Genomic DNA, 19,539 nt, shown 5'->3' with positions numbered 1-19,539 from the left:
AAAGGAGGCTAACTCAAGTGACAGACCTAACAAACGAAGAACTATTAGCACTCTATCACACGGAAACAGACGAACAAAAAAAAAGAAGATATCCGTGAATGGTTTTTCAGGAAGAATGAAAAATACCCTCACTTCATCGCTAGTAAATTTAAAAACTCGAACATCTCATACGATGATTTAACAGGTGTTGCGAATATCGGTATGTTAAAAGCCTTTAACAGTTTCAAACTAGATGCTGGTGTTAAGTTTGCTACGTATGCTGCAACCATTATGAACAACGAAATCTTCATGCAGTTCAGAAAGGAAAAACGGCATACAGGCACTATTTCAATAGAATCGTCGCTGACTGTAGATGCAGAAGGGAATGAGTTTACTCTCCTTGATATACTGACTGACGAATCCTGCTTTGAACTGGACGTAGAACAGGCAGAACTATTGCGCGAAATCAGGGAAGTAGCGCCACAAATTTTAACTGAAAATGAATGTTTCATTTTATCCGACGCTTTAGGTGATGAACCTTTAAAGCAGTGGCAGTTAAGCGAAAAACTTGGCATTTCGCAATCTTACGTTAGTCGTTTAGCAAAAAGCGCTATTGAAAAATTAACTGCTTACTTTAGTGAACCTAAAAGTAGGAATGAGCACAAAAAGGAGTTGGATGATTTGTCAAACGTAGTGAAAGCAAAAGAAGGAAATATCGTGGAGTGGGACGGCAAAATAGAAGGGCAAAAGCTTAGAGGCAAAGTGATAGCTGTTCGTGAAAATTCTGTAATTGTAGATTTAACGATTAACCCAAATTGGCAAGCGCAAGGTTTAGAAGAACGTACAGTCGTGTCACACAGTAAATATACTATTGTGAAAAAGGTTCCTTCAGGTGTGTCGAAAACCGTGGAAGAGATCGGAGTAGTACCAGGTTCAATTGAAAACTATCACGCACTAAAAGAAACTGGTCTTAAAGACGGCGCAATTCAAGGCTTGTGGAACAAGCACGATGAGGAAGTAAACTGGCATAATGTTACTTGGTATAAGTGGAAAAGGGACAACGGCTTGGTAAAAGGTCATAAAACAGAAGATCCACAAGAAGTGCCAGCACCTTCTGAGACGCCTTCACAAGCTGAACAAGTTACAAAAACTGCTGAAGAAGAGCCGGTACCTGTAGAAGTGCAAAAGCCTACTGTTCAAGGTAATCCAGCATTGGAGTTTGCTTTTGAGAACGAAAATTTACTGGACATTGTGCAACAGTTAAATGCTGAATTGCGTGATACCCGTAACGAGCTTTGGTCAGAGCGTACAACCCGTCTATTCTCTATGCAAGCTCAGCTTGATGCATTGATTTGTGAATCAAATGGTCTGCAAATTGCTGATTATGAGTCAGAACATATTCTTGCAACAATTGTCGAGCTTGCAGAAGTGGCACAGGAAGAACAGTCCTTCAAGTATTGGAAAAAGCAGAAGAATGTTGACCGTGCAGCACTTGTGGAAGAACTTGCAGACGTGATGCATTTCATTATCAGCCGCGGCGTGCAACGAGGGTTCAAGCGTGTTGCTTATACCGATGCGATCGTACAAGGTGAGACTGTATCAGAACAAATGTTACTGCTCATTGAACAACTTTTACAGTTCCGTAAAACTGATTCACCGCTTGAGTTGTATATCGATTTATTTAACTCGTTCCGTATTTTTGTGGAGATGCTCGGCTTCAACTGGCAAGAGCTATCAGATGCGTATGATAGAAAACATGCAGAAAATATTTCTAGACAAAACAGAAATTACTAATTACAATAAAGTTAAGTTCACCTGCGGTGGAATTTTATTTTTAACTTATGGTTCACCGTAGGTGGAAACGGAGGAGTGACGAAATGAAAGTACAAGTTGTACAAGGTGTTGTTGATGCAATCGAAGTAATTAAGAGAGAACGTCCGTATTTAACAAACAGTGATATTTTGCAAATTGCTGCATCACCTAATCATCTTTATCAAGGTGAATTAAGACGGTTTGAAACTTTAAAAGATGTGCCGTTAAACGATTTAGCGCTTATATTAAACGGCTACTACGAAGTGATTGATCCAGTACAAAAGGCGATTGATGAAAATGCTGTTCTAGACAGGGTACAGAATATCTTGCGAGAGCAAACGGCAAAAGGGATTGAGAAGTATGGTGGTACCGTAGATGCCGAAAAACTCTCAGTGGAAGAATGGATTGACCACGCTTCACAAGAATTTGCTGACCGCGCTTCACAAGAATTTGCTGACGGGCTGGTGTATTTGCAAGCGTTAAAGTTGCGAATAGAGTTAAACAGAAAAAACATCTCACTTTTAAATTGGGAAGGTGTCCATGATGAACTACTATGAAACATACTCACTTGAAGCATTGCAGGAGGCTTACGAGTTAGCGCTCAAGCCACCTACACCTATTTGTTAGTTAAATAAAACTTAGTAGAAAGAGAGGTATTTTTATGGAAGTAGAAATGAATGTTGCGCTTCTTGCGCATACGCGCTTATCGTGTGAATTTTTCGAGCAAGTAGCTGAAACACTGGTACACGGTGACATTGACGATGAAGTAGCAGACGGGCAATTGATTGCTTTAACGGCAATCCGTACTTGCTATTCAGCAGGTAAACCATCAGATGTGATTAACACAGACGGTCAGAAGTATCTCAGTGAAAAAGGGAAAGAAGGAAAACGGCTGTTCCGGCATATCGTCAAGTCGGGCCACACTTCTACACTTGAACATATCCAGTTCACGTTTGCCGTAGAAGGTGTATCAAGGGCGTTACTGGCACAGTTAACAAGGCATCGCATCGGTCTAGGTTTTTCCGTTCAATCGCAACGCTTTGTGAACTTATCGAGTGACGGTAAAGCAAAAGGTTTCGATTTCATCATGCCTGAAAGTATTAAACAAGCAGAACAGAAAACGAAAGATACCTTTCTAACGGCTATGGCTACGCTTCAAGAAGTTTATGACTTACTGATTGAGGACGGAATTAAGGCAGAGGATGCCCGTTCTGTATTACCGAGTGCAGCCGCTTGTCATTTAACGCTCTCTATTAATCTACGAGCTTTACTGGAGTTTCATAAGAAGCGTTCTAGTATTCAAGCGCAACATGAAATCCGTCAGCTTGCAGAGAAATTACGTGAACTTGTAGTGGAAGTGGAGCCGTGGACTGCTGAATTTTTTGAAAGAGGTGAAAGTCTATGAGGGTTAACGTAGGTACAGAAAAGCAGCTTAAAGTTAAAAAGATTACAGAAAATATTATTGTATGGGTTCTTTGCCCGATTTGGTTGCCCATCGTATTATTGTTATTTGTTTTAACGGTGGCTACGTATGTGCTGGAGAAGATTGTACTTGATGATTCGAGTGAGCTTATAAGCATTTTTGCTAAATGGTTTGCTGAAAAAGTAGTTAAGTAGAAGAACAAAAAAAATAGGAAGGAGAAATTAAAATTACTAGAATTTTAGATGCCTGTTGCGGCAGTCGGATGTTTTGGTTTAACAAAAAAAATGAAGATGTAACGTTCATGGATAAACGTACAGAATACGAAAAATTAGACACCGGACATGTAATTGATGTGAACCCAGATGTAGTTGCCGACTTTCGAAATATCCCGTTTCCAGATGAAAGTTTTTATCACGTTGTATTTGATCCTCCACATTTATTGCACGCTGGTAGTAAATCATGGCTTGCTAAAAAATACGGACGGCTAACTAGAGATACTTGGCCAGACGATTTGAAACGGGGTTTCGATGAATGTATGCGAGTTTTAAAGCCGAACGGGACGCTTGTTTTTAAGTGGAACGAGGACCAAATACCGTTAAAGGAGATCTTGAAATTATTCAGTCAACAGCCATTGTATGGGAACAAGAGAGCGAAGACGCATTGGGTTGTTTTCATGAAGTAGTTTTAAGTAATTCGACAAAAGAAAGAAGGTCTATAAGTGAAAAAGTTATTAATGTTAGCCGTTTTATTGTTATTAGCTGTTGCACTTGTTGGGTGCGACGAACAGGAGATTTACTTCAACGGTGAATTACGCCCAATTAGTCATGTGGAAGAGATGATTGCAGATCAATTAGAAGTAGAAAACTTTCAGTACGACATCGATGTACGCATTTACATGGAGAACGATGAATAAAAGTTCACCGATGGTGGAGGTGGTTGCATGAAGTACAAAAACACAAAGTTGCAACGTCAGGTATACGCTTTTTACCGAGGCGATGAGTACGTCTGTGAAGGTACGATTTACGAGATTGCAAAGCAATTAGGTGTACTACCGAAAACGATTGCTTTCTATAAAACACCTTCTCATCTCAAGCGTACAGGTGTTAACGGCTCCAGATTAGTCCTGCTTGACGAAGAGGAGGACGAGCTTTATGAAACAGTTTAAAGGTTGGCACGTATCAACGTGCCTCCGACTCTTCTTGATTGCGTTTGCCGTGAGTTATGGGTTTTTACTAGGTCGCTTCATTGTCAGTCTTACTAAATAAGAAAGGGTGGTCTTATGAAAGCTAGAGAATTTTTAAAAATACTTCGCAAAGATGATATTGAGAAACAATATAAGCAAATACTTCTAAGCGAACAAGATTACTGGTTAGGTGACTTATGGGTGGCAATGCAAGACGGTAATGAAGCAGGCAAACAGGACGCCATTGGACACTTGAAAAGAGTGCGCGATGAGTTAGAAGGTTTATCGGCGTATGCGTGATAGGAGGGATTAGTTTGGCAAATAAATACTACACAGCTGAAACATTAAACGGTGGCATAGTGACAGGTACACTCCGAACTGATGAAGAAGGAAAGCACTTTATCATTGTGAAACATGAAGGCGTCACTACTACAGTCACGTGGCAAGTGAAGCCTGAGACGGTGAGAGGGATATAAAAGGGCGAATCAACGCCCTTCTCCAATTTTTGATGAAATTGCTCCAATCGCTTGCTTTAGATTATTAAACTTCATTTCTTCTTCTTTTTTACGAAGTTTTTCATCAAGTATCATTTCGATTGCAGCTCGCATGACAGGGAAATATTCTAAACACTGTTGTTCATCAAGCTCGTGAATTCCGATACTGAGGATTCCGTAAAGACTAGTGTTTTCGGTAATGATGTCAGGGAGGTAATCTTTTAAAGCTTTAATTTTACCTGCCATTCTCTTAGTCTGGAAATCATCATCTACCCAATCTTCAGAATGTCTCACATTCTCATAAGTTTCAAAAATGATGTTTTCAAAAATACGACGTAAGTACACATAAGATCCAGCACCAGCTCCATGAGTACGTAACCCGATAGCTTTTGTGTAATCTTTATAATCTTTCGAAAGGATTTTGCTGTATTTTTTAGTATCGAATATTTCTAAATCAGCTAAAGAAGGGTATTGCCCAAACTTAATAACGTAATCATCAACGAACTTATATCTGTAAAGGTGAAGATGTGTTGCATTTTTACCGCACCGTAAAATAATTGAGTACCCTTCTACTCTTTGCAAATCGTTAGTTATCTTTTCTGCCACGTCATTACTGTCCGTAACGAATCTCGGACGGTTATCTAAAATAATACTAGTCCTTTCGGCTAGGTGAAATGGTGTTTCTTTACCGCACTTGGGGCAGAACGTATCCACTTGAAAGGTAATCGCTCTATTTAAGGTTAATTCTTCGAAAAGTTTTTTATTTTCAACTAGATTAATTTTTTCATATAAAGAAGCTTTAGTAATAAAATATTCTAAATCTTTTTCCACAGTTAAACCTCCAAATTATTTTGGATAATTATAGCATATTTAAAAATAATGTTCTTCGAAATTAATGAAAGGAAAGTGATGGTATGCGTATTAAAGTAAAACCGACGGTAGACAGTCAGGCGCTCTCTCGTTTAGGCTATCGGTTATCAGTTGTGGATGGTGGTTACGTGAGTAAAGACAGAGCAACAATTGTACATCTGTTCCGTAAACCTTATCACGGTGAAGTGTCACAGTTTCGAACTGGTGTGGAAGATCAACATGAAATGAATGTACAGCAGTTACGCGATGCAGGGTATTTGGAGGAGTGAGATCTTCTGTAATTTCCGTTTAGAAATAAAAAAGGTATCCGATTTATTTAATCGAAATACCCTTTCATTAGTCGGTTCTCTTAAGCAGGCTCCTCAACTAAGGAGTCTTTATAAACCATAATATTACATGCTACCACTAAAGATTGTAAAACAAGTACTAACGATGCAAAAACTATTGATAAGCCTTTAGGAGTTGTGAATGTTTTTTTTATGATATCATCTCCCTTTTCTTTTGTAGTTGAGTCCCCAGTGGAGATAACCTGCTCAGGTGCAACCACCTGCTTAAGAGAACGAATAAACATATTATACCATATATTTTTACATTTAATAGTTTAGAAAGGACTGAACATCATGCAAGAGTCTTCCATAAGTAAACAAGCACGTATTCAATTGAAGCATGATGCCAAAGTGACGATTGCGACGGCTACCAGTCGTAAGTCTACGTCATGGAAAAATAAAGAGATGATGTACAGCGACTTTGTCAAAAAAGTCGCTTCAACTGTTCGGACGAAGGAAACGTTTGCTGAGTATATGAAGCTACCTAAATCCGAACAGGACGCAATTAAGGACGTCGGGGGTTTTGTAGCAGGTAGCTTGAAAAACGGACGACGTAAGGCAGAAAACGTTGCGTGGCGTCAGATGATTACATTAGATGCCGACTTCATCGAGGGGGACTTCTGGGATGGTGTAACTGCGATTTTCGACCATGCGTGTCTTATCTATTCTACGCATAAGCACCAACCCAAAAAGCCTCGGTTACGACTAATTATCCCACTGTCTCAGTCAGTAACAGCAGAGGAGTATGTAGCCGTTGCGAAGAAGTTGGCTGAACAGTTTGGCATCGATTATTTCGACGATACAACCTACCAGCCTCACCGTTTAATGTATTGGCCGTCTACGTCCAGTGACGGGGAGTACGTGTTCGATTATCAGGATGCACCGTTTTTAAACCCGACGGATATTTTAAACTTGTACCATGATTGGCGTGATCCACGTGAATGGCCAGAGTCTAGTCGACAGCGTGAAGCACGTAAGAAGATGGCAGACAAGCAAGGCAACCCGCTGGAGAAGCCTGGTATGGTCGGCGCCTTTTGTCGCACGTACTCGATTAGTGAAGCGATTGAAACGTTTCTGTCCGATAAGTACGAGCCTGCTGGAGAGGGTCGTTATTCCTTTTTAGGGGGTAGTACAACAGGTGGTTTAGTGGTGTACGATGATGTGTTTGCTTACTCTCACCACGGTACCGACCCGACCAGTGAACAGCTGGTGAATGCGTTTGACCTTGTACGGCTGCATCTGTACGACGATTTAGACGAGGAGGCAAAAGAAGGTACACCGATTAACCGTATGCCGTCTGTGAAAGCCATGAACGAGTTCTCTAAAAAGGATGAGAACGTTAAGCTCACGCTTGCAGCAGAGCGCCTAAAAAGCGTAGAAGATGATTTCTTAGATGAGCCGGACACGGTGATAGGTGAAGTTGAGAAGGCTGATACAGAATGGATGAAGCAGCTTGTATTATTGGAGTCAGGTGAGTACGAGGTCAGTGCAAAAAATATCAAGCTCATCTTAGAAAACGATCCAAACTTAAAAGGTTGTTTCGGCTTTAACGAGTTCAACCGGCAACCTGAAGTGCTTCGCAATCTACCGTGGCGCAAGCGTGAAAAGTCCATCACATGGACAAACGGCGATGACCAGGACCTACGTACATACCTCGATTTAGTTTGGGGTATTAAGCGTGGTCGAGAAAAAATTGATGATGTGCTCGGTGCCGTTCAGCGTGCTAACTCGTTCCATCCTGTGCGTGATTATTTAGAGAGCGTGGAATGGGATAAAGAGCCTCGTGTTGAAACGCTTCTAGTAGATTACTTGAATGCAAATGATAACGAGTATACTCGCACTGTTACAAAAATGACAATGGTTGCAGCAGTTGCACGTATTATGGAACCAGGTTGTAAGTATGACTACATGCTGACTTTAATCGGTCCACAAGGAATCGGTAAATCATCCTTGTATCGCATATTAGGAGGTAAGTGGTATTCAGATAGCTTGACTTCTGTTAGTGGTAAAGAGGCGTATGAGGCGCTTCACGGTGTGTGGTTAATGGAGATGGGTGAGCTTGCAGCTACACGTAAAGCAGAAACGGAAGCCATTAAGCACTTCTTAACAAAGCAAGTTGACCGTTACCGTGTGGCATACGGTAAGCGCCCAGAAGAGTTTCCAAGACAATGTATTTTCATTGGTACTACAAACGAGGATGAGTTCTTACGAGATCGTACAGGGAACCGTCGTTTTTTACCTGTACCTGTTACGTATGGTGCCAAAAAAAGTTGGTCAGATTTATTGCAAAAAGATATCGACCAATTGTGGGCTGAGGCAGTGCATTTGTATCACAGTGGTTTCGCATTGTACTTAGATGAGCGAGTGGCGTCTATGGCACTGGAAATGCAACTTGCACATACAGAAGAGTCGGCATACACAGGTCAAATAATAGAGTTTTTATCGAAACCTATTACAGTTGATTGGTACACTAAACCGATTGCTGAGCGAAAAAGACTACTTCAGACGATGGAAGAATTCGAGGAAATGGACACCGTTACAGACGACGTGGACGAAATTTTAAATGAAAATAAATGCAATGAAACGAATAAAAATACAATTATATACCGTGACCGAATCTGTCCTTTAGAGGTTTGGTGTGAGTGTTTAGGGAAGGATAAAGCGTCCATTTCTGCTTTCGATAGACGAGAAATTATGTCTATTTTGAACAGTTTACCGGGATGGAAAAAGCACAATTCGACCATAAAATTTGGAGGAGAGTACGGCACACAGAGAGGGTTTTATCGGGTAGAAGATGCATAGTTTATTCTATTTTATACAGAAAATGGGGTAAACAAAGTTTGTTTATTGTCTGTTTACTTTGTTTACCGAAACGCGTCTGTAAAATTATGGAGTAAACAAAGTAAACAAGCGTTTCTGTCTTGTTTACCGCTTTTGTTTACCGTTTCAACCCTTGATATTATTAGCTTTAAACAACTTAGTAAACAAAGTAAACATAAATATTATATAAAGTATTAAATATAATAATAGAGAGATATATAGTATATATGATTACCTATAGGCTATATACACTATCCCTAACCCGTATATATAAAAGTTTCGTGAAAATTTTTGTTTACCTGTTTACCCCATATATTTACATGGAAGGATTGACCATTTTGAGAGAGTCGCAAGTTGAAAAATATTTGGTACGTGAAATCGAGAAATTGGGAGGTAAATGTTACAAGTGGGAAAGTCCTGGGCAACGGGGAGTACCGGATCGCATTTGCATACTTCCTGAAGGGAAAATAATCTTTGCAGAAGTGAAGGTTGAAAAAGGAGGACGTGTATCAGGTATGCAAAAATACATACATAAAATATTAACGAGTTTAGGTTGCCGAGTTTTTGTGTTGACAGGTTCACCGTCGGTGGATAAAATGATAAGTGAGTTGATGAGTGAATGACAAAATTTATTCCGCATGAGTATCAACGAATTGCGATTGAAAAAATTATCGAGAATCCAGCTTACGGGCTTTTCTTAGATATGGGACTTGGGAAAACCGTTTCTACGTTAACGGCTATCGACGAATTGATTAATGATTACTTCGACGTGGTGAAGGTTTTAGTTATTGCACCCCTTCGAGTGGCAGAAGATACTTGGGGGCGTGAAATCGATAAATGGGACCATCTAAGACACTTACGAATTAGTAAAGTGCTAGGCAGTGAACAGCATCGTAGACGAGCCTTGCAAAAGCAAGCTGACATTTACGTGATTAACCGAGAAAACGTCGAATGGCTTGTTAACCTTTTGGGCAAGAAGTGGGACTTCGATATGGTTGTTGTTGATGAAAGTTCAAGTTTTAAGAATCCATCAAGCAAACGGTTTAAAGCCTTACGAAAAGTACGGCCGCTTTGCAAACGTGTGATTTTACTAACGGGTACACCGGCACCAAACAACTTAATCGATTTATGGAGCCAAGTGTATTTACTGGATCAAGGTGAGCGACTAGGGAAGACGTTCACAGGCTACAAGCAAAAGTATTTTGACGAGAACAAGTACACATATCGCATTGACCTAAAGCCGGGTGCAGATGACACTATTTTCGATGCGATAGGAGACGTTTGTTTGTCGATGAAGGCAAAGGACTACCTGAAAAGTTTACCTTCTGCCGTTATGAATACTGTACAAGTAGACATCTCACCGAAAGAGTGGGAGCTTTACAAGAAACTCGAAAAAGAGTATATACTTGAGTTCACCGACGGTGACGTCGTTGCAAGCACGGCTGCTGTTTTAAGTAATAAGCTTTTGCAGTTATCTAGTGGGGCTGTTTATAACGACAACGAAGGGGTACAACACATTCACGACGCCAAGCTTGATGCACTAGAGGAGATTATTGAAGGGGCTCAAGGGCAACCAATTCTCGTATTCTATAATTTCAAGCATGATGTGGAACGTATTCAAAAACGTTTCAAGCAAGCTGTGCAGATTGAAGGTTCAGTATCTATCGAGAGATGGAATAGCGGTGAAATCCCGATACTACTTGCACATCCAGCTTCAGCAGGTCACGGCTTGAACATGCAAGACGGTGGACACATCATTGTGTGGTTTGGTGTCAATTGGTCACTTGAGTTATACATGCAAGCAAATGCACGTCTACATCGTCAAGGGCAAAAAGACACCGTGATTATTCATCACATCGTGTTGAAGGATTCTATCGATGAGCGTGTTATGTCTGTACTGGAAGGTAAGGAACAACAACAAGAAGCGTTAATGGCAGCAGTCAAGGCAAAAATCGAGGAGGTCGGCAACGATGATTGATTTAATCGTGCAGTACCGAAAAGCAAAGCGGCTGGCAAATCAAATCAACGTAGACCCGAGTAACCTTTATGTTGATGAACAGAAGGTTATAGGTGAAATGCTATATGATCTCGATTATGCGCTTGCATGGATGCGTACAGGTAATCAACCAAATGTGAAACCACAAGGCACAACTACGAAAAGTGCGTACACCAAAAGATTACTGCTAAACGTGAATATGTTCCCTTGTCTTGAACTAGATACGGACAGACAAGAAAGGCAACTCAGCGAATACAAAAAGCAAGTTGTCAACTTTGTACTAAGTGAACTGTCAGAACGACAGCTAACGTGTTTTTTACTTCATACGGCACATATGCGTACATTCCAAGAAATTGCCGATGAGTTGAATATAAAAGCTCCTACAGTGCAAAAGCACATCGAGCGAGCACGAGAGAAAATCCAAGAAATACTTGAAAAGCACAAAATAGAAATTTAGTTCGACTTCTAGATGTACCGCATCTTGGAATATAACAATACTATCACAAAAACAGGAGGATCAATCATGAACCCATTAAGAGTATCATCAAAATCAAACCCTAATTCGGTAGCTGGCGCCTTGGTAGCCGTTATTCGAGAAACTAGCGGAACAGTAGAACTTCAAGCTGTTGGAGCAGGTGCATTAAACCAAGCAGTAAAAGCGGTTGCTATAGCACGAGGCTTTGTGGCACCTAGCGGAGTCGATTTAATGTGTACGCCAGCTTTTGCTGAGGTAGAGATTGCAGGAGAGGAACGTACAGCGATTAAATTATACGTTGAACAACGACGAAAATAATTTTGTCATGTAAATGTCATGTAAACCACCGTATATATGAGGGGACAAATTTAGAGCCCACAAAATAACATAACAAGAAAACCGTACAGCGCTCTCCGATCCGGACAACGAGAATGCACGTACGGTTTTTTGTATACATAAAAAATCCTACGAGGAACGGAAGTGAGAGGCGATGTAGATGGCAAACTGGCATTTGATACGAGAAGAGTGGGAAACGACAAAAATTACTTTAGTTGATTTAGCACAAAAGCATGGAATCAAAGAGGGGACACTGAAAAGCAGAAAGAGTCGAGAAGGGTGGAAAAAGGTTGCAACCAAGAAAGATGCATCCGAAAAGAAAAAGATGCAACCTTCTAAAAAAGTTGCTACATCTAATGCACCTCGAAAGCGTTCAGGCAACCCGAACCCGAAGAACCAATTCACCAGTCGGAACAACCCTAAACTAGATCATGGACTGTTTGCAAAGTACCTTCCTGACGAAACACAGGAGATCATCGAAGCAATGAATGCAAAGTCTGCTGCTGACTTAATGTGGGATCAAATCACAATACAATATGCTGCAATCCTACGAGCTCAGAAAATCATGCACGTTGAATCAAAAGACGAAATGATTAAAGAGTTGAAGCGAGAGAAGTTGCAAGGCGGGAAAAATCCTTCTCAAGAAACTGAGTATCAGTTCCAGTTTGCATGGGAACGTCAAGCGCAACTCTTAACAGCACAATCAAGAGCGATTAGTGAGTTACGAACTTCAATTAACCATTTCATCAAGTTAGCAGATGAAGCAGACGAACGTAGATTGAAGTTAGAGCAGATGCAGCTATCCATCGACAAAACGAAGGTCGAGATTGAAAAGCTGGGTGCTGACGAACAAACAGGCCCGATTGAGATTAAAATTATTGGCAAAAAACGTGAGTAATTTTATGCAGGAAAAGTTGGGAAATAATTTTCAACATGATGTACAAACCTTTATAAATCAACAATGTATAAAAACGTGCATAATCAATAAAAAATGAAGTTGCACAAACGTTGGTGTGACAGTGTTTTTGAATTAATCGACTTCCGAAAAGCACAATTATGTAAACTCAAAATGAATTTAGTAGACAGGAAATGTATGAAAGGGGTAGAGTAAATGTCGACGACGGTTGAAAAAGAAGTGAACCCGCATTTCGAAGATTTCCTTTTTGACTGGCGTTGCAAAACTCAACTTCTTGTCGGTGGGTATGGGTCTTCGAAATCTTATCACGTAGCATTTAAAATTTTATTAAAACTATTAGAAGAGAAACGTACAGCTCTAGTCGTTCGTGAAGTTTACGACACGCACAGAGATAGTACGTTTTCTTTGTTTTGTGAAATTATCGAGGATCTCGGGCTTTCGGGGAAGATAAAAACAAGCTCTTCACCAATGACCGTGAAATTTCCTAACGGCTCTAAAATCATCTTCCGTGGGATGGACAAGCCGGAAAAGCTAAAATCCATCAACAACATTTCGTTAATTTGGTTAGAGGAATGTAGTGAGATTAAGTACGCTGGATTCAAGGAGCTACTTGGGCGATTACGTCACCCAACACTAGACCTGTTTATACTTCTCTCTACCAATCCGGTTTCAAAAGGGAATTGGGTGTACAAGCATTTCTTCAAGAATGAGGTTGAAGAGTATTTTGTACTGGATGACGAGGAGCTGTATAAGCTACGAACAATCATAGTGAACAACACGTATTATCATCACTCAACGGCTGACGATAATCTCTTTTTACCTGAGAGTTATATTGAGCAACTGGATGAGATGCAACTGTACGATCCTGATCTTCATAGAATTGCACGTAAAGGGCGCTTTGGTGTAAACGGGGTGTTAGTACTACCGCAGTTTGAAGTGAAGCCTCATGACCAGGTAATGAACGAGATAGCATTGATTAGAAAACCAATTCGAAAGAACGGTATGGACTTCGGATTTGTCGATTCTTACAACGCTGTATTGCGCATGGTAGTAGATCATGAGAATAAGTGGCTCTATATCTACTGGGAGTATTATAAGCGAGGTATGACGGATGATAAAACAGCAGATGAACTTGAAGAAGCAGGATTGAAGAAATCGATTATTAAAGCTGATAACGCTGAACCGAAAACAATCGCTTACTTCAAACAGCGTGGATTCCGTATGTATTCTTGTAAGAAGCTCACTCGAGTTGAAAATACAAAGAAAATGAAACGTTTCAAGCGTATCATTTGTTCCGATTCTTGCGTGAATACAATTCGTGAATTGAAGGAGCTTACTTTCAAGAAAGATCCTAAAACAGATGAAATTATTGAAGATGAATTTAACATTGACCCCCACACTTTTTCTGCAATGTGGTACGGCTTAGACGACTACGAAGTGGCAAGTGTCAAAGGGGCAAATTCAAGATAAGGAGGCGTAAACATGAACGAATACATTACGTACATCGATGAAAAAGGCGTTACGCCTCTATTATTCGATAAACTAGTCACAGAAACCAAAGCTGAACGAAATAAACGTTTACGGAACTACAACCGTTATAAAACTGAAGTGTCGGCCGTGCCTATTTTGACACGTAAACCTACTGAATACGCACAAGGCAATGAACATGTGCAGCGTGTCGATGACAAGGTAAACAATACGTTAAATAACGCATTTGATGCAGACATCGTTGACACTAAAATCGGCTATATGTTCGGTAATCCAATTTCATACGTAGTAGACAAACAAGCTCAAAGCCTGGCGAAACTTTCAGAGGCGATTGAGCTTTTTAATTTGCGTAATTCTGTAGAAGACTTGGACAGTGAAACAGGCAAGAAAACTGCTATTTGTGGTTACTCGGCACGCCTGCTTTACATTGATACAGAAGGCAATGAACGTGTTACTGCCATTGATCCGTGGGAAACGATTATCCTTTCAGAAACAGCAGATGTAAGTGAGCCGAAATATGCTATGCGATATTTCAAGAGCGCTGAACTCGATGCTGAAGGGGAGAAAGTAGAGATCGAGCAGCTGGTGTTTTACGATTCCACTACTGAACGACTGTACTCACGCGCTGACAAAGATTCTCCTTTTGTACTGAAACAAGAACGTAAACATCTATTCGACCATTGCCCGTTGTTCGGCATTCCGAACAACGAAGAGCTGCAGGGTGATGCTGATAAAGTATATAAGTTGATTGATGCTTATGACCGTACGCTTTCAGATGCATCTAATGAGATTGAACAATGGCGATTAGCTTACCTGGTACTTAGAGGGGTGGGCATGGATGAAGAAGACGCTCAAAAGGTAGCACGTACAGGAATTTTCGAGTTGATGGGCGAAGATGACGACATCAAATACTTAACCAAAGAAGTCAATGATCAGATGATTGAAAACCACCTGAACCGCTTAGAAGAGAACATCATGCGATTAGCTAAGAGTGTGAACTTCAGTGATGAAGCTTTTTCAGGTAATGCTAGTGGCGTGGCTTTGAAGTACAAGCTCATGGCGCTTGAGAACAAATGTAAAACGATGGAGCGTAAATTTACGACTGCTTTACGTTATCAATTCAAAGTGTTATGTAGTGCATGGGCGAAAAAGGGCATCTGCTCTAAAGATGATTACCTAAAAGTCTGGTATGAGTACAAACGTAACATTCCAATTGATTTATTATCCGAAGCCCAAGCTTCACAAGCAATGAAAGGTCAAGTGTCGGAGCGTACACGTCTTGCAAAGTTATCAATTGTAGATGATGTAGAGTACGAGCTTGCAGAGATGGAGAAGGATGCAAAGATTTATGGTAAAGAGTTAGAACCATTGGATAACGAATAGTCTACTTCTCATACGTTTAGTGGATCTTAATATTAGACAAGTAAATAGACAGATTGAGGAGGCGTAAACGTTAATTCATGGACGCTTTTTGTTTTGTCTGTAAAACGGTGGTTTTGTGGATAGGAGGCGAGGCAAAATGAACCAACAAGACATTAATCGTGAAGTCAATAAGCTACTAAAACAAGCTGAGACTGATATTGAAGTAGTGTTCGCCAAACGCTTAAAATCCATTTTGCAACAGCTATCAGAAATGCACCGTAAGTTCGGCAACGGCAAAGAAGCAAGCTGGACTGACGTTAACAAGTACAATCGTTTTCAACAGGAAATGACGAGGATCGCAAAAGCTTTAGACGGGGACTATCGCAAAATCATAAAAGAAATTAATGAAGCACATCAAACCGTTTACGTAGAACAGTATTTGATGCTTGCTTTTTTATTTTCACAAGCATCAGGAGAAGAGATGGGCTTTCGCATTCCTTCACAAGAAGTGGTCGAAGCAGCCTTAATCAATCCAGTAGAATTTTTAACCTTGCCGAAAATATTCGAGGCTCATCGTAATGAGATTATCCGACGCTTAAATATTGAAATCGCACAGAGCTTGCAAATAGGGGAAAGTTACACAGAACTAGCACACCGTATTGAAAATGCAATGAACTGGTCAAGTAAGAAAGCACGACTTGTAGCTCGTACAGAAGGCGGACGTATCCGTTCGTTAGCTGAGGTAGCAGTCGAAGAACAGGCAAGCAAAACGGCTCGTATCACGAAAGTATGGGCATCTTCACTCGACCACAGAGTACGTATGTCTCATCGAAAACTAGACGGGCAAGAAGCTGATAAGGATGGTTATTTTCACTATAAAACGTGGAAAGCGAAAGGTCCTCGGCTTTGGGGAATTGCTTCAATGGATATTCAGTGTCGCTGTGCAACGATTTATAAGGTTAATGGTAAATTACCTGAATATCGTAGAGGCAAAGATTATATGGACGCCGACTACCAAAAGAAATTAGCAGATAAAATGGACGCGTTAATGGCAGATGAAGGGCTTACGTATATTCAGGCATTCAACAAAGCGAGTAAACAAGTAAAACCGCCAAGTACAACAGTGCCATACATGACGTATAACGAATGGAAAAAGAAATTTAGTGCAGAGGGATGATTAAGTTGGATAAATGGAAGGTTCGAACGCTTTTCATGGAATTACTAGCTGCTTACAAAGAATCCGAGACGATGGTAATTGACGAGCGAGGTACTGGCAACGAATATGATAAATTGGACGCTGAAATTGAAGAATGGAAGAAAGAATTTTTTGAAGCGCTCGGAGTAGTCTAATGCTTTTTTTATTTTGTCTAAAGGAGGGGGTTTAATGTTCAAACAAATCAAAAATTTAGAGTGCGTACAGGAAGGAGGTTTCCGCCATTTTATAGCGCACTTGATTGGCACTGAAAGACTCCTATACTGTTACACGCTCATTGGTCGCAGAATGTCTCGTGGGTTTTTAGATGGTATTGAAAAAGTAAAACGAGAAGGCGATGAACTACTTCAACAATCATTAGAAGATGCGATTATTGAAGATCGCTTTAAAGGAGAAATAGAGAAGTTACGCACTCGTATCGGTGATAAAGGTGGGTTGGTTGCAGAACTGGCAGGTTTTAAACCACAACTAGCTATTAAGGAACTAAAGGCTTTGAATAACCTCTCTGATAAAGATATGAAAAAGTATTTAAAGCTTCATAAGCAAAAGAAGGAACTAGATAAGAAACAATACCTTGAAAGCTTCCCTGTTGAAGTAAGAGTCGAAATTGAGAAAAGGTTTTTCTCGAAAGGGTGAAACAGCGTGGCACGAAATAAAAGAATCAAAAAGAAGCTAGAGAAGAAATGTTCAGATTGCATGTTTAAAAGGTTGTGTAAACTTGCTCAATTGGAGCATTGCTTAGGTAAATATTATGAACAAAAAGCTTGATGTGAAGCTGAATAAGCTGACATAGCAGAAAGGTATGGTGGTCTAAATGAGTAATAACGTATCTCGTGACTAGCCCGTAAGCTAGAAAACTATTGAAATGAGGTAATTTAATGAATTTCGGTCAAGCAATTGAAGCGTTAAAAGATGGTAAGAAAGTAGCTCGCAAAGGATGGAACGGTAAAGGTATGTTCCTATACTTAGTAAAAGGTCAAGAAGTACCATACGAAAATTTACGTAACGAAGCAAAAGACGCACTTGCCAAAACACCAGCAAACGAAACAAACACAGTGCTTATCAATTCTCATATTGATATGAAGGCTGCTGACGGTTCTATCGTTATTGGTTGGTTAGCATCACAAACAGATATGTTAGCAGAAGATTGGGAAGTCGTTGAGTAATTTTTTGTCTTTCTTCTCGCAGACGTTATAAAGAACGAGAAAATACAACTACTTTTGAACAGTTTAGGGGCTTTACGAGGCAACTAGATTGGGCAAGGAGGAAAAAACAATGTTACTTGAAAATGTAAATTTCTTTGGAATTAAATTATACATTCCAACTTTCGATAATCAATTCTTTGCTGGAGATCCAGAGCCGACGCCTGAACCTACGCCGGAGCCAACACCACCTGGTGGAAACGGACAAGGGGCAGAGTTAACGATTGAAGCTGTAACAGCATTCCTGCAAGAAAATGAAAAAGGGAAGACGTATTTGCAGTCCTTTGCAGATACGCGCGTAACCGAAGCAATTAAAACTTATGAAAATAAAACTCTTCCAAAGAAAATCGAGGAAGAGATTGCTAAGCGCTATCCGCCTGAATCAGAAGAAGCGAAACAATTACGTGATTTAAAGGCTCAATTTGAGCAATCGCAGAAAGAAGCTGCACGTGAAAAGTTAGTGAACCAAGCGTTATCTACTGCTACTGAAAAGAGCTTACCTGTTAAGCTTGTTGATTTCTTTGTCGGTGAGGATGCGGAAAAGACTACTACTAATTTAGGTATTCTCGAAGCAGAATTTAATGCTGCTGTGCAAGCAGAAGTGGACAAACGCTTCAAAGATAATGGTACGCCACCACCAAAAAGGGGCAACCCGACAGCATTGACTAAAGAGGATGTATTGAGAATGACACCTGATGAAATCAATGCAAACTGGGAAGAAATCGTGAAGAACAAATTATTATAAACCGCTATGACGGTTGAGGAGGAATTTTTTATATGGCAACAACAAACTTTATTCCGACTATTTGGTCGGCTCGTTTACTATATAACTTACAAAAATCTTTAGTATTTGGACAAGCTGGCGTAATCAACCGCGACTATGAAGGTGAAATCAAAGCCTACGGTGATACAGTGAAAATCAACGGTATTGGGGCTGTAACAGTAGGTGATTATACTCGAAATACTGATATGACCGATCCAGAAGAACTATCAGACCACACTCGTAACCTAGTAATCGACCAATCGAAGTTCTTTAACTTCCAAATCGATGATCTTGATAAAATTCAGCAAAATCCGAAATTAATGGATAATGCAATGCGTGAAGCGGCATACGCTTTAGCGAACGAAGCGGATCAGTTTGTTGCATCTCACTATGTACATGCAACAAATACGATTGGTACGGATGCAGCACCAGAAGCTGTCGATAAACAAACTGCCTACGAGGCTCTAGTAGATTTATCCACTAAATTAGATGAGTCAAACATTCCAACGCAAGGACGTTTTGCTGTATTGCCACCTTGGTATGAAGGTTTACTGTTAAAAGATGACCGCTTTGTAGGTTCAGGTGCATTACCAGCTGACGAGCGTTTAATTAACGGTGTGGTCGGACGTGCTGCAGGTTTCTTACTGTTGAAATCTAACAACGCTCCAACTATTGCGACAGATGTAGGAGTCGTTGCAAACTCGAAAATTATCGCAGGACATAACATGGCGTGGACGTATGCGGAGCAAGCGGCAAAAGTGGAAGGCTACCGCATGGAGAAGCGCTTTGCTGATGCAGTAAAAGGGCTTCACTTGTACGGTGCAAAGGTAACTCGACCAGAAGCTTTAGCGGTATTATCAGCTAAACGACCTGTCTAAGGA

Annotated in this window: 26 protein-coding genes; 24 read left to right on the top strand and 2 right to left on the bottom strand. The window is 40.4% G+C overall.

Annotated features, from left to right (window positions below; genetic code table 11):
- Positions 1–54 precede the first annotated feature (54 nt).
- The 9 genes from AC3II9_RS08015 (at position 55) to AC3II9_RS07975 (ending at position 4,873) form a co-directional block, all read left to right on the top strand.
- Complete coding sequence (locus tag AC3II9_RS08015) at positions 55–1,773, top strand: sigma-70 family RNA polymerase sigma factor (RefSeq protein ID WP_489154708.1); 1,719 nt, start codon at positions 55–57, stop codon at positions 1,771–1,773.
- 83 nt (positions 1,774–1,856) lie between these two features.
- Positions 1,857–2,348: a hypothetical protein gene (locus tag AC3II9_RS08010; protein WP_489154634.1), complete on the top strand. Its 492-nt coding sequence runs from the start codon at positions 1,857–1,859 to the stop codon at positions 2,346–2,348.
- 116 nt (positions 2,349–2,464) lie between these two features.
- A complete protein-coding gene (gene thyX / locus AC3II9_RS08005) occupies positions 2,465–3,196 on the top strand; it encodes an FAD-dependent thymidylate synthase (RefSeq protein WP_489154706.1) in 732 nt (243 codons plus the stop codon).
- Entirely contained in the window at positions 3,193–3,408 is a 216-nt protein-coding gene (locus tag AC3II9_RS08000; RefSeq protein WP_489154632.1) for a hypothetical protein, read from the top strand. Before thyX ends, AC3II9_RS08000 begins: the two co-directional genes overlap by 4 nt.
- Positions 3,409–3,476: 68 nt before the next feature.
- Positions 3,477–3,896, top strand: coding sequence for an SAM-dependent methyltransferase (locus tag AC3II9_RS07995; RefSeq protein ID WP_489154630.1), 420 nt, complete (start codon positions 3,477–3,479; stop codon positions 3,894–3,896).
- 36 nt (positions 3,897–3,932) lie between these two features.
- Positions 3,933–4,127, top strand: coding sequence for a hypothetical protein (locus AC3II9_RS07990; protein ID WP_489154629.1), 195 nt, complete (start codon positions 3,933–3,935; stop codon positions 4,125–4,127).
- A gap of 27 nt (positions 4,128–4,154) precedes the next feature.
- Positions 4,155–4,379: a hypothetical protein gene (locus AC3II9_RS07985; protein ID WP_489154627.1), complete on the top strand. Its 225-nt coding sequence runs from the start codon at positions 4,155–4,157 to the stop codon at positions 4,377–4,379.
- 114 nt (positions 4,380–4,493) lie between these two features.
- Positions 4,494–4,697 carry a hypothetical protein gene (locus AC3II9_RS07980; protein ID WP_489154625.1) on the top strand — a complete coding sequence of 68 codons (204 nt, stop codon included), beginning with the start codon at positions 4,494–4,496 and terminating at the stop codon, positions 4,695–4,697.
- Positions 4,698–4,711: 14 nt separating this feature from the next.
- A complete protein-coding gene (locus AC3II9_RS07975) occupies positions 4,712–4,873 on the top strand; it encodes a hypothetical protein (RefSeq protein ID WP_489154623.1) in 162 nt (53 codons plus the stop codon).
- 9 nt (positions 4,874–4,882) lie between these two features.
- On the opposite strand, the gene AC3II9_RS07970 is transcribed toward AC3II9_RS07975, so the two are convergent.
- Positions 4,883–5,722 (bottom strand): hypothetical protein, encoded by an 840-nt coding sequence (locus tag AC3II9_RS07970; RefSeq protein ID WP_489154621.1) that lies wholly within the window; start codon positions 5,720–5,722, stop codon positions 4,883–4,885.
- An 83-nt stretch (positions 5,723–5,805) separates the two neighbouring features.
- On the opposite strand from AC3II9_RS07970, the gene AC3II9_RS07965 reads away from it, so the two are divergent.
- Positions 5,806–6,030: a hypothetical protein gene (locus AC3II9_RS07965; protein ID WP_489154619.1), complete on the top strand. Its 225-nt coding sequence runs from the start codon at positions 5,806–5,808 to the stop codon at positions 6,028–6,030.
- A gap of 80 nt (positions 6,031–6,110) precedes the next feature.
- Here the strand turns inward: AC3II9_RS07965 and AC3II9_RS07960 are convergent, their stop codons facing one another.
- Positions 6,111–6,332, bottom strand: a complete 222-nt coding sequence (locus tag AC3II9_RS07960) for a hypothetical protein (protein ID WP_489154617.1) — start codon at positions 6,330–6,332, stop codon at positions 6,111–6,113.
- A gap of 49 nt (positions 6,333–6,381) precedes the next feature.
- Here AC3II9_RS07960 and AC3II9_RS07955 point away from each other — a divergent pair, with 49 nt between their 5' ends.
- From AC3II9_RS07955 to AC3II9_RS07890, 14 genes are all read left to right on the top strand, one after another.
- Positions 6,382–8,889, top strand: coding sequence for a virulence-associated E family protein (locus AC3II9_RS07955; protein WP_489154615.1), 2,508 nt, complete (start codon positions 6,382–6,384; stop codon positions 8,887–8,889).
- A gap of 356 nt (positions 8,890–9,245) precedes the next feature.
- On the top strand, positions 9,246–9,530 hold the full coding sequence (locus AC3II9_RS07950) for a PDDEXK family nuclease (protein ID WP_489154614.1): 285 nt from the start codon (positions 9,246–9,248) through the stop codon (positions 9,528–9,530).
- Complete coding sequence (locus AC3II9_RS07945; protein ID WP_489154612.1) at positions 9,527–10,885, top strand: DEAD/DEAH box helicase; 1,359 nt, start codon at positions 9,527–9,529, stop codon at positions 10,883–10,885. The genes AC3II9_RS07950 and AC3II9_RS07945 overlap by 4 nt, the downstream gene beginning before the upstream one ends.
- Complete coding sequence (locus tag AC3II9_RS07940; protein WP_489154610.1) at positions 10,878–11,360, top strand: sigma factor-like helix-turn-helix DNA-binding protein; 483 nt, start codon at positions 10,878–10,880, stop codon at positions 11,358–11,360. Before AC3II9_RS07945 ends, AC3II9_RS07940 begins: the two co-directional genes overlap by 8 nt.
- A 66-nt stretch (positions 11,361–11,426) precedes the next feature.
- Positions 11,427–11,696: a stage V sporulation protein S gene (locus tag AC3II9_RS07935; RefSeq protein WP_489154608.1), complete on the top strand. Its 270-nt coding sequence runs from the start codon at positions 11,427–11,429 to the stop codon at positions 11,694–11,696.
- Between the two features lie 178 nt (positions 11,697–11,874).
- Entirely contained in the window at positions 11,875–12,612 is a 738-nt protein-coding gene (gene terS, locus AC3II9_RS07930; RefSeq protein WP_489154606.1) for a phage terminase small subunit, read from the top strand.
- 213 nt (positions 12,613–12,825) lie between these two features.
- On the top strand, positions 12,826–14,100 hold the full coding sequence (locus tag AC3II9_RS07925; protein WP_489154604.1) for a PBSX family phage terminase large subunit: 1,275 nt from the start codon (positions 12,826–12,828) through the stop codon (positions 14,098–14,100).
- 12 nt (positions 14,101–14,112) lie between these two features.
- Positions 14,113–15,501, top strand: coding sequence for a phage portal protein (locus AC3II9_RS07920; protein ID WP_489154602.1), 1,389 nt, complete (start codon positions 14,113–14,115; stop codon positions 15,499–15,501).
- A 136-nt stretch (positions 15,502–15,637) separates the two neighbouring features.
- On the top strand, positions 15,638–16,657 hold the full coding sequence (locus tag AC3II9_RS07915) for a phage head morphogenesis protein (protein ID WP_489154600.1): 1,020 nt from the start codon (positions 15,638–15,640) through the stop codon (positions 16,655–16,657).
- A 5-nt stretch (positions 16,658–16,662) separates the two neighbouring features.
- A complete protein-coding gene (locus AC3II9_RS07910; protein ID WP_489154598.1) occupies positions 16,663–16,830 on the top strand; it encodes a hypothetical protein in 168 nt (55 codons plus the stop codon).
- Positions 16,831–16,864: 34 nt separating this feature from the next.
- Positions 16,865–17,329, top strand: coding sequence for a hypothetical protein (locus AC3II9_RS07905; protein ID WP_489154596.1), 465 nt, complete (start codon positions 16,865–16,867; stop codon positions 17,327–17,329).
- Positions 17,330–17,571: 242 nt separating this feature from the next.
- Positions 17,572–17,859, top strand: coding sequence for a DUF2829 domain-containing protein (locus tag AC3II9_RS07900; RefSeq protein WP_489154594.1), 288 nt, complete (start codon positions 17,572–17,574; stop codon positions 17,857–17,859).
- Between the two features lie 109 nt (positions 17,860–17,968).
- Positions 17,969–18,640: a DUF4355 domain-containing protein gene (locus AC3II9_RS07895; protein ID WP_489154593.1), complete on the top strand. Its 672-nt coding sequence runs from the start codon at positions 17,969–17,971 to the stop codon at positions 18,638–18,640.
- A 32-nt stretch (positions 18,641–18,672) separates the two neighbouring features.
- Positions 18,673–19,536, top strand: coding sequence for a phage major capsid protein (locus AC3II9_RS07890; protein ID WP_489154591.1), 864 nt, complete (start codon positions 18,673–18,675; stop codon positions 19,534–19,536).
- Positions 19,537–19,539 lie beyond the last annotated feature (3 nt).

The organism is Lysinibacillus sp. RU7 (genome assembly GCF_057837305.1).
Note: the sequence above shows the minus strand (reverse complement) of the source record. Positions and strands in the feature narration are given on the sequence as shown.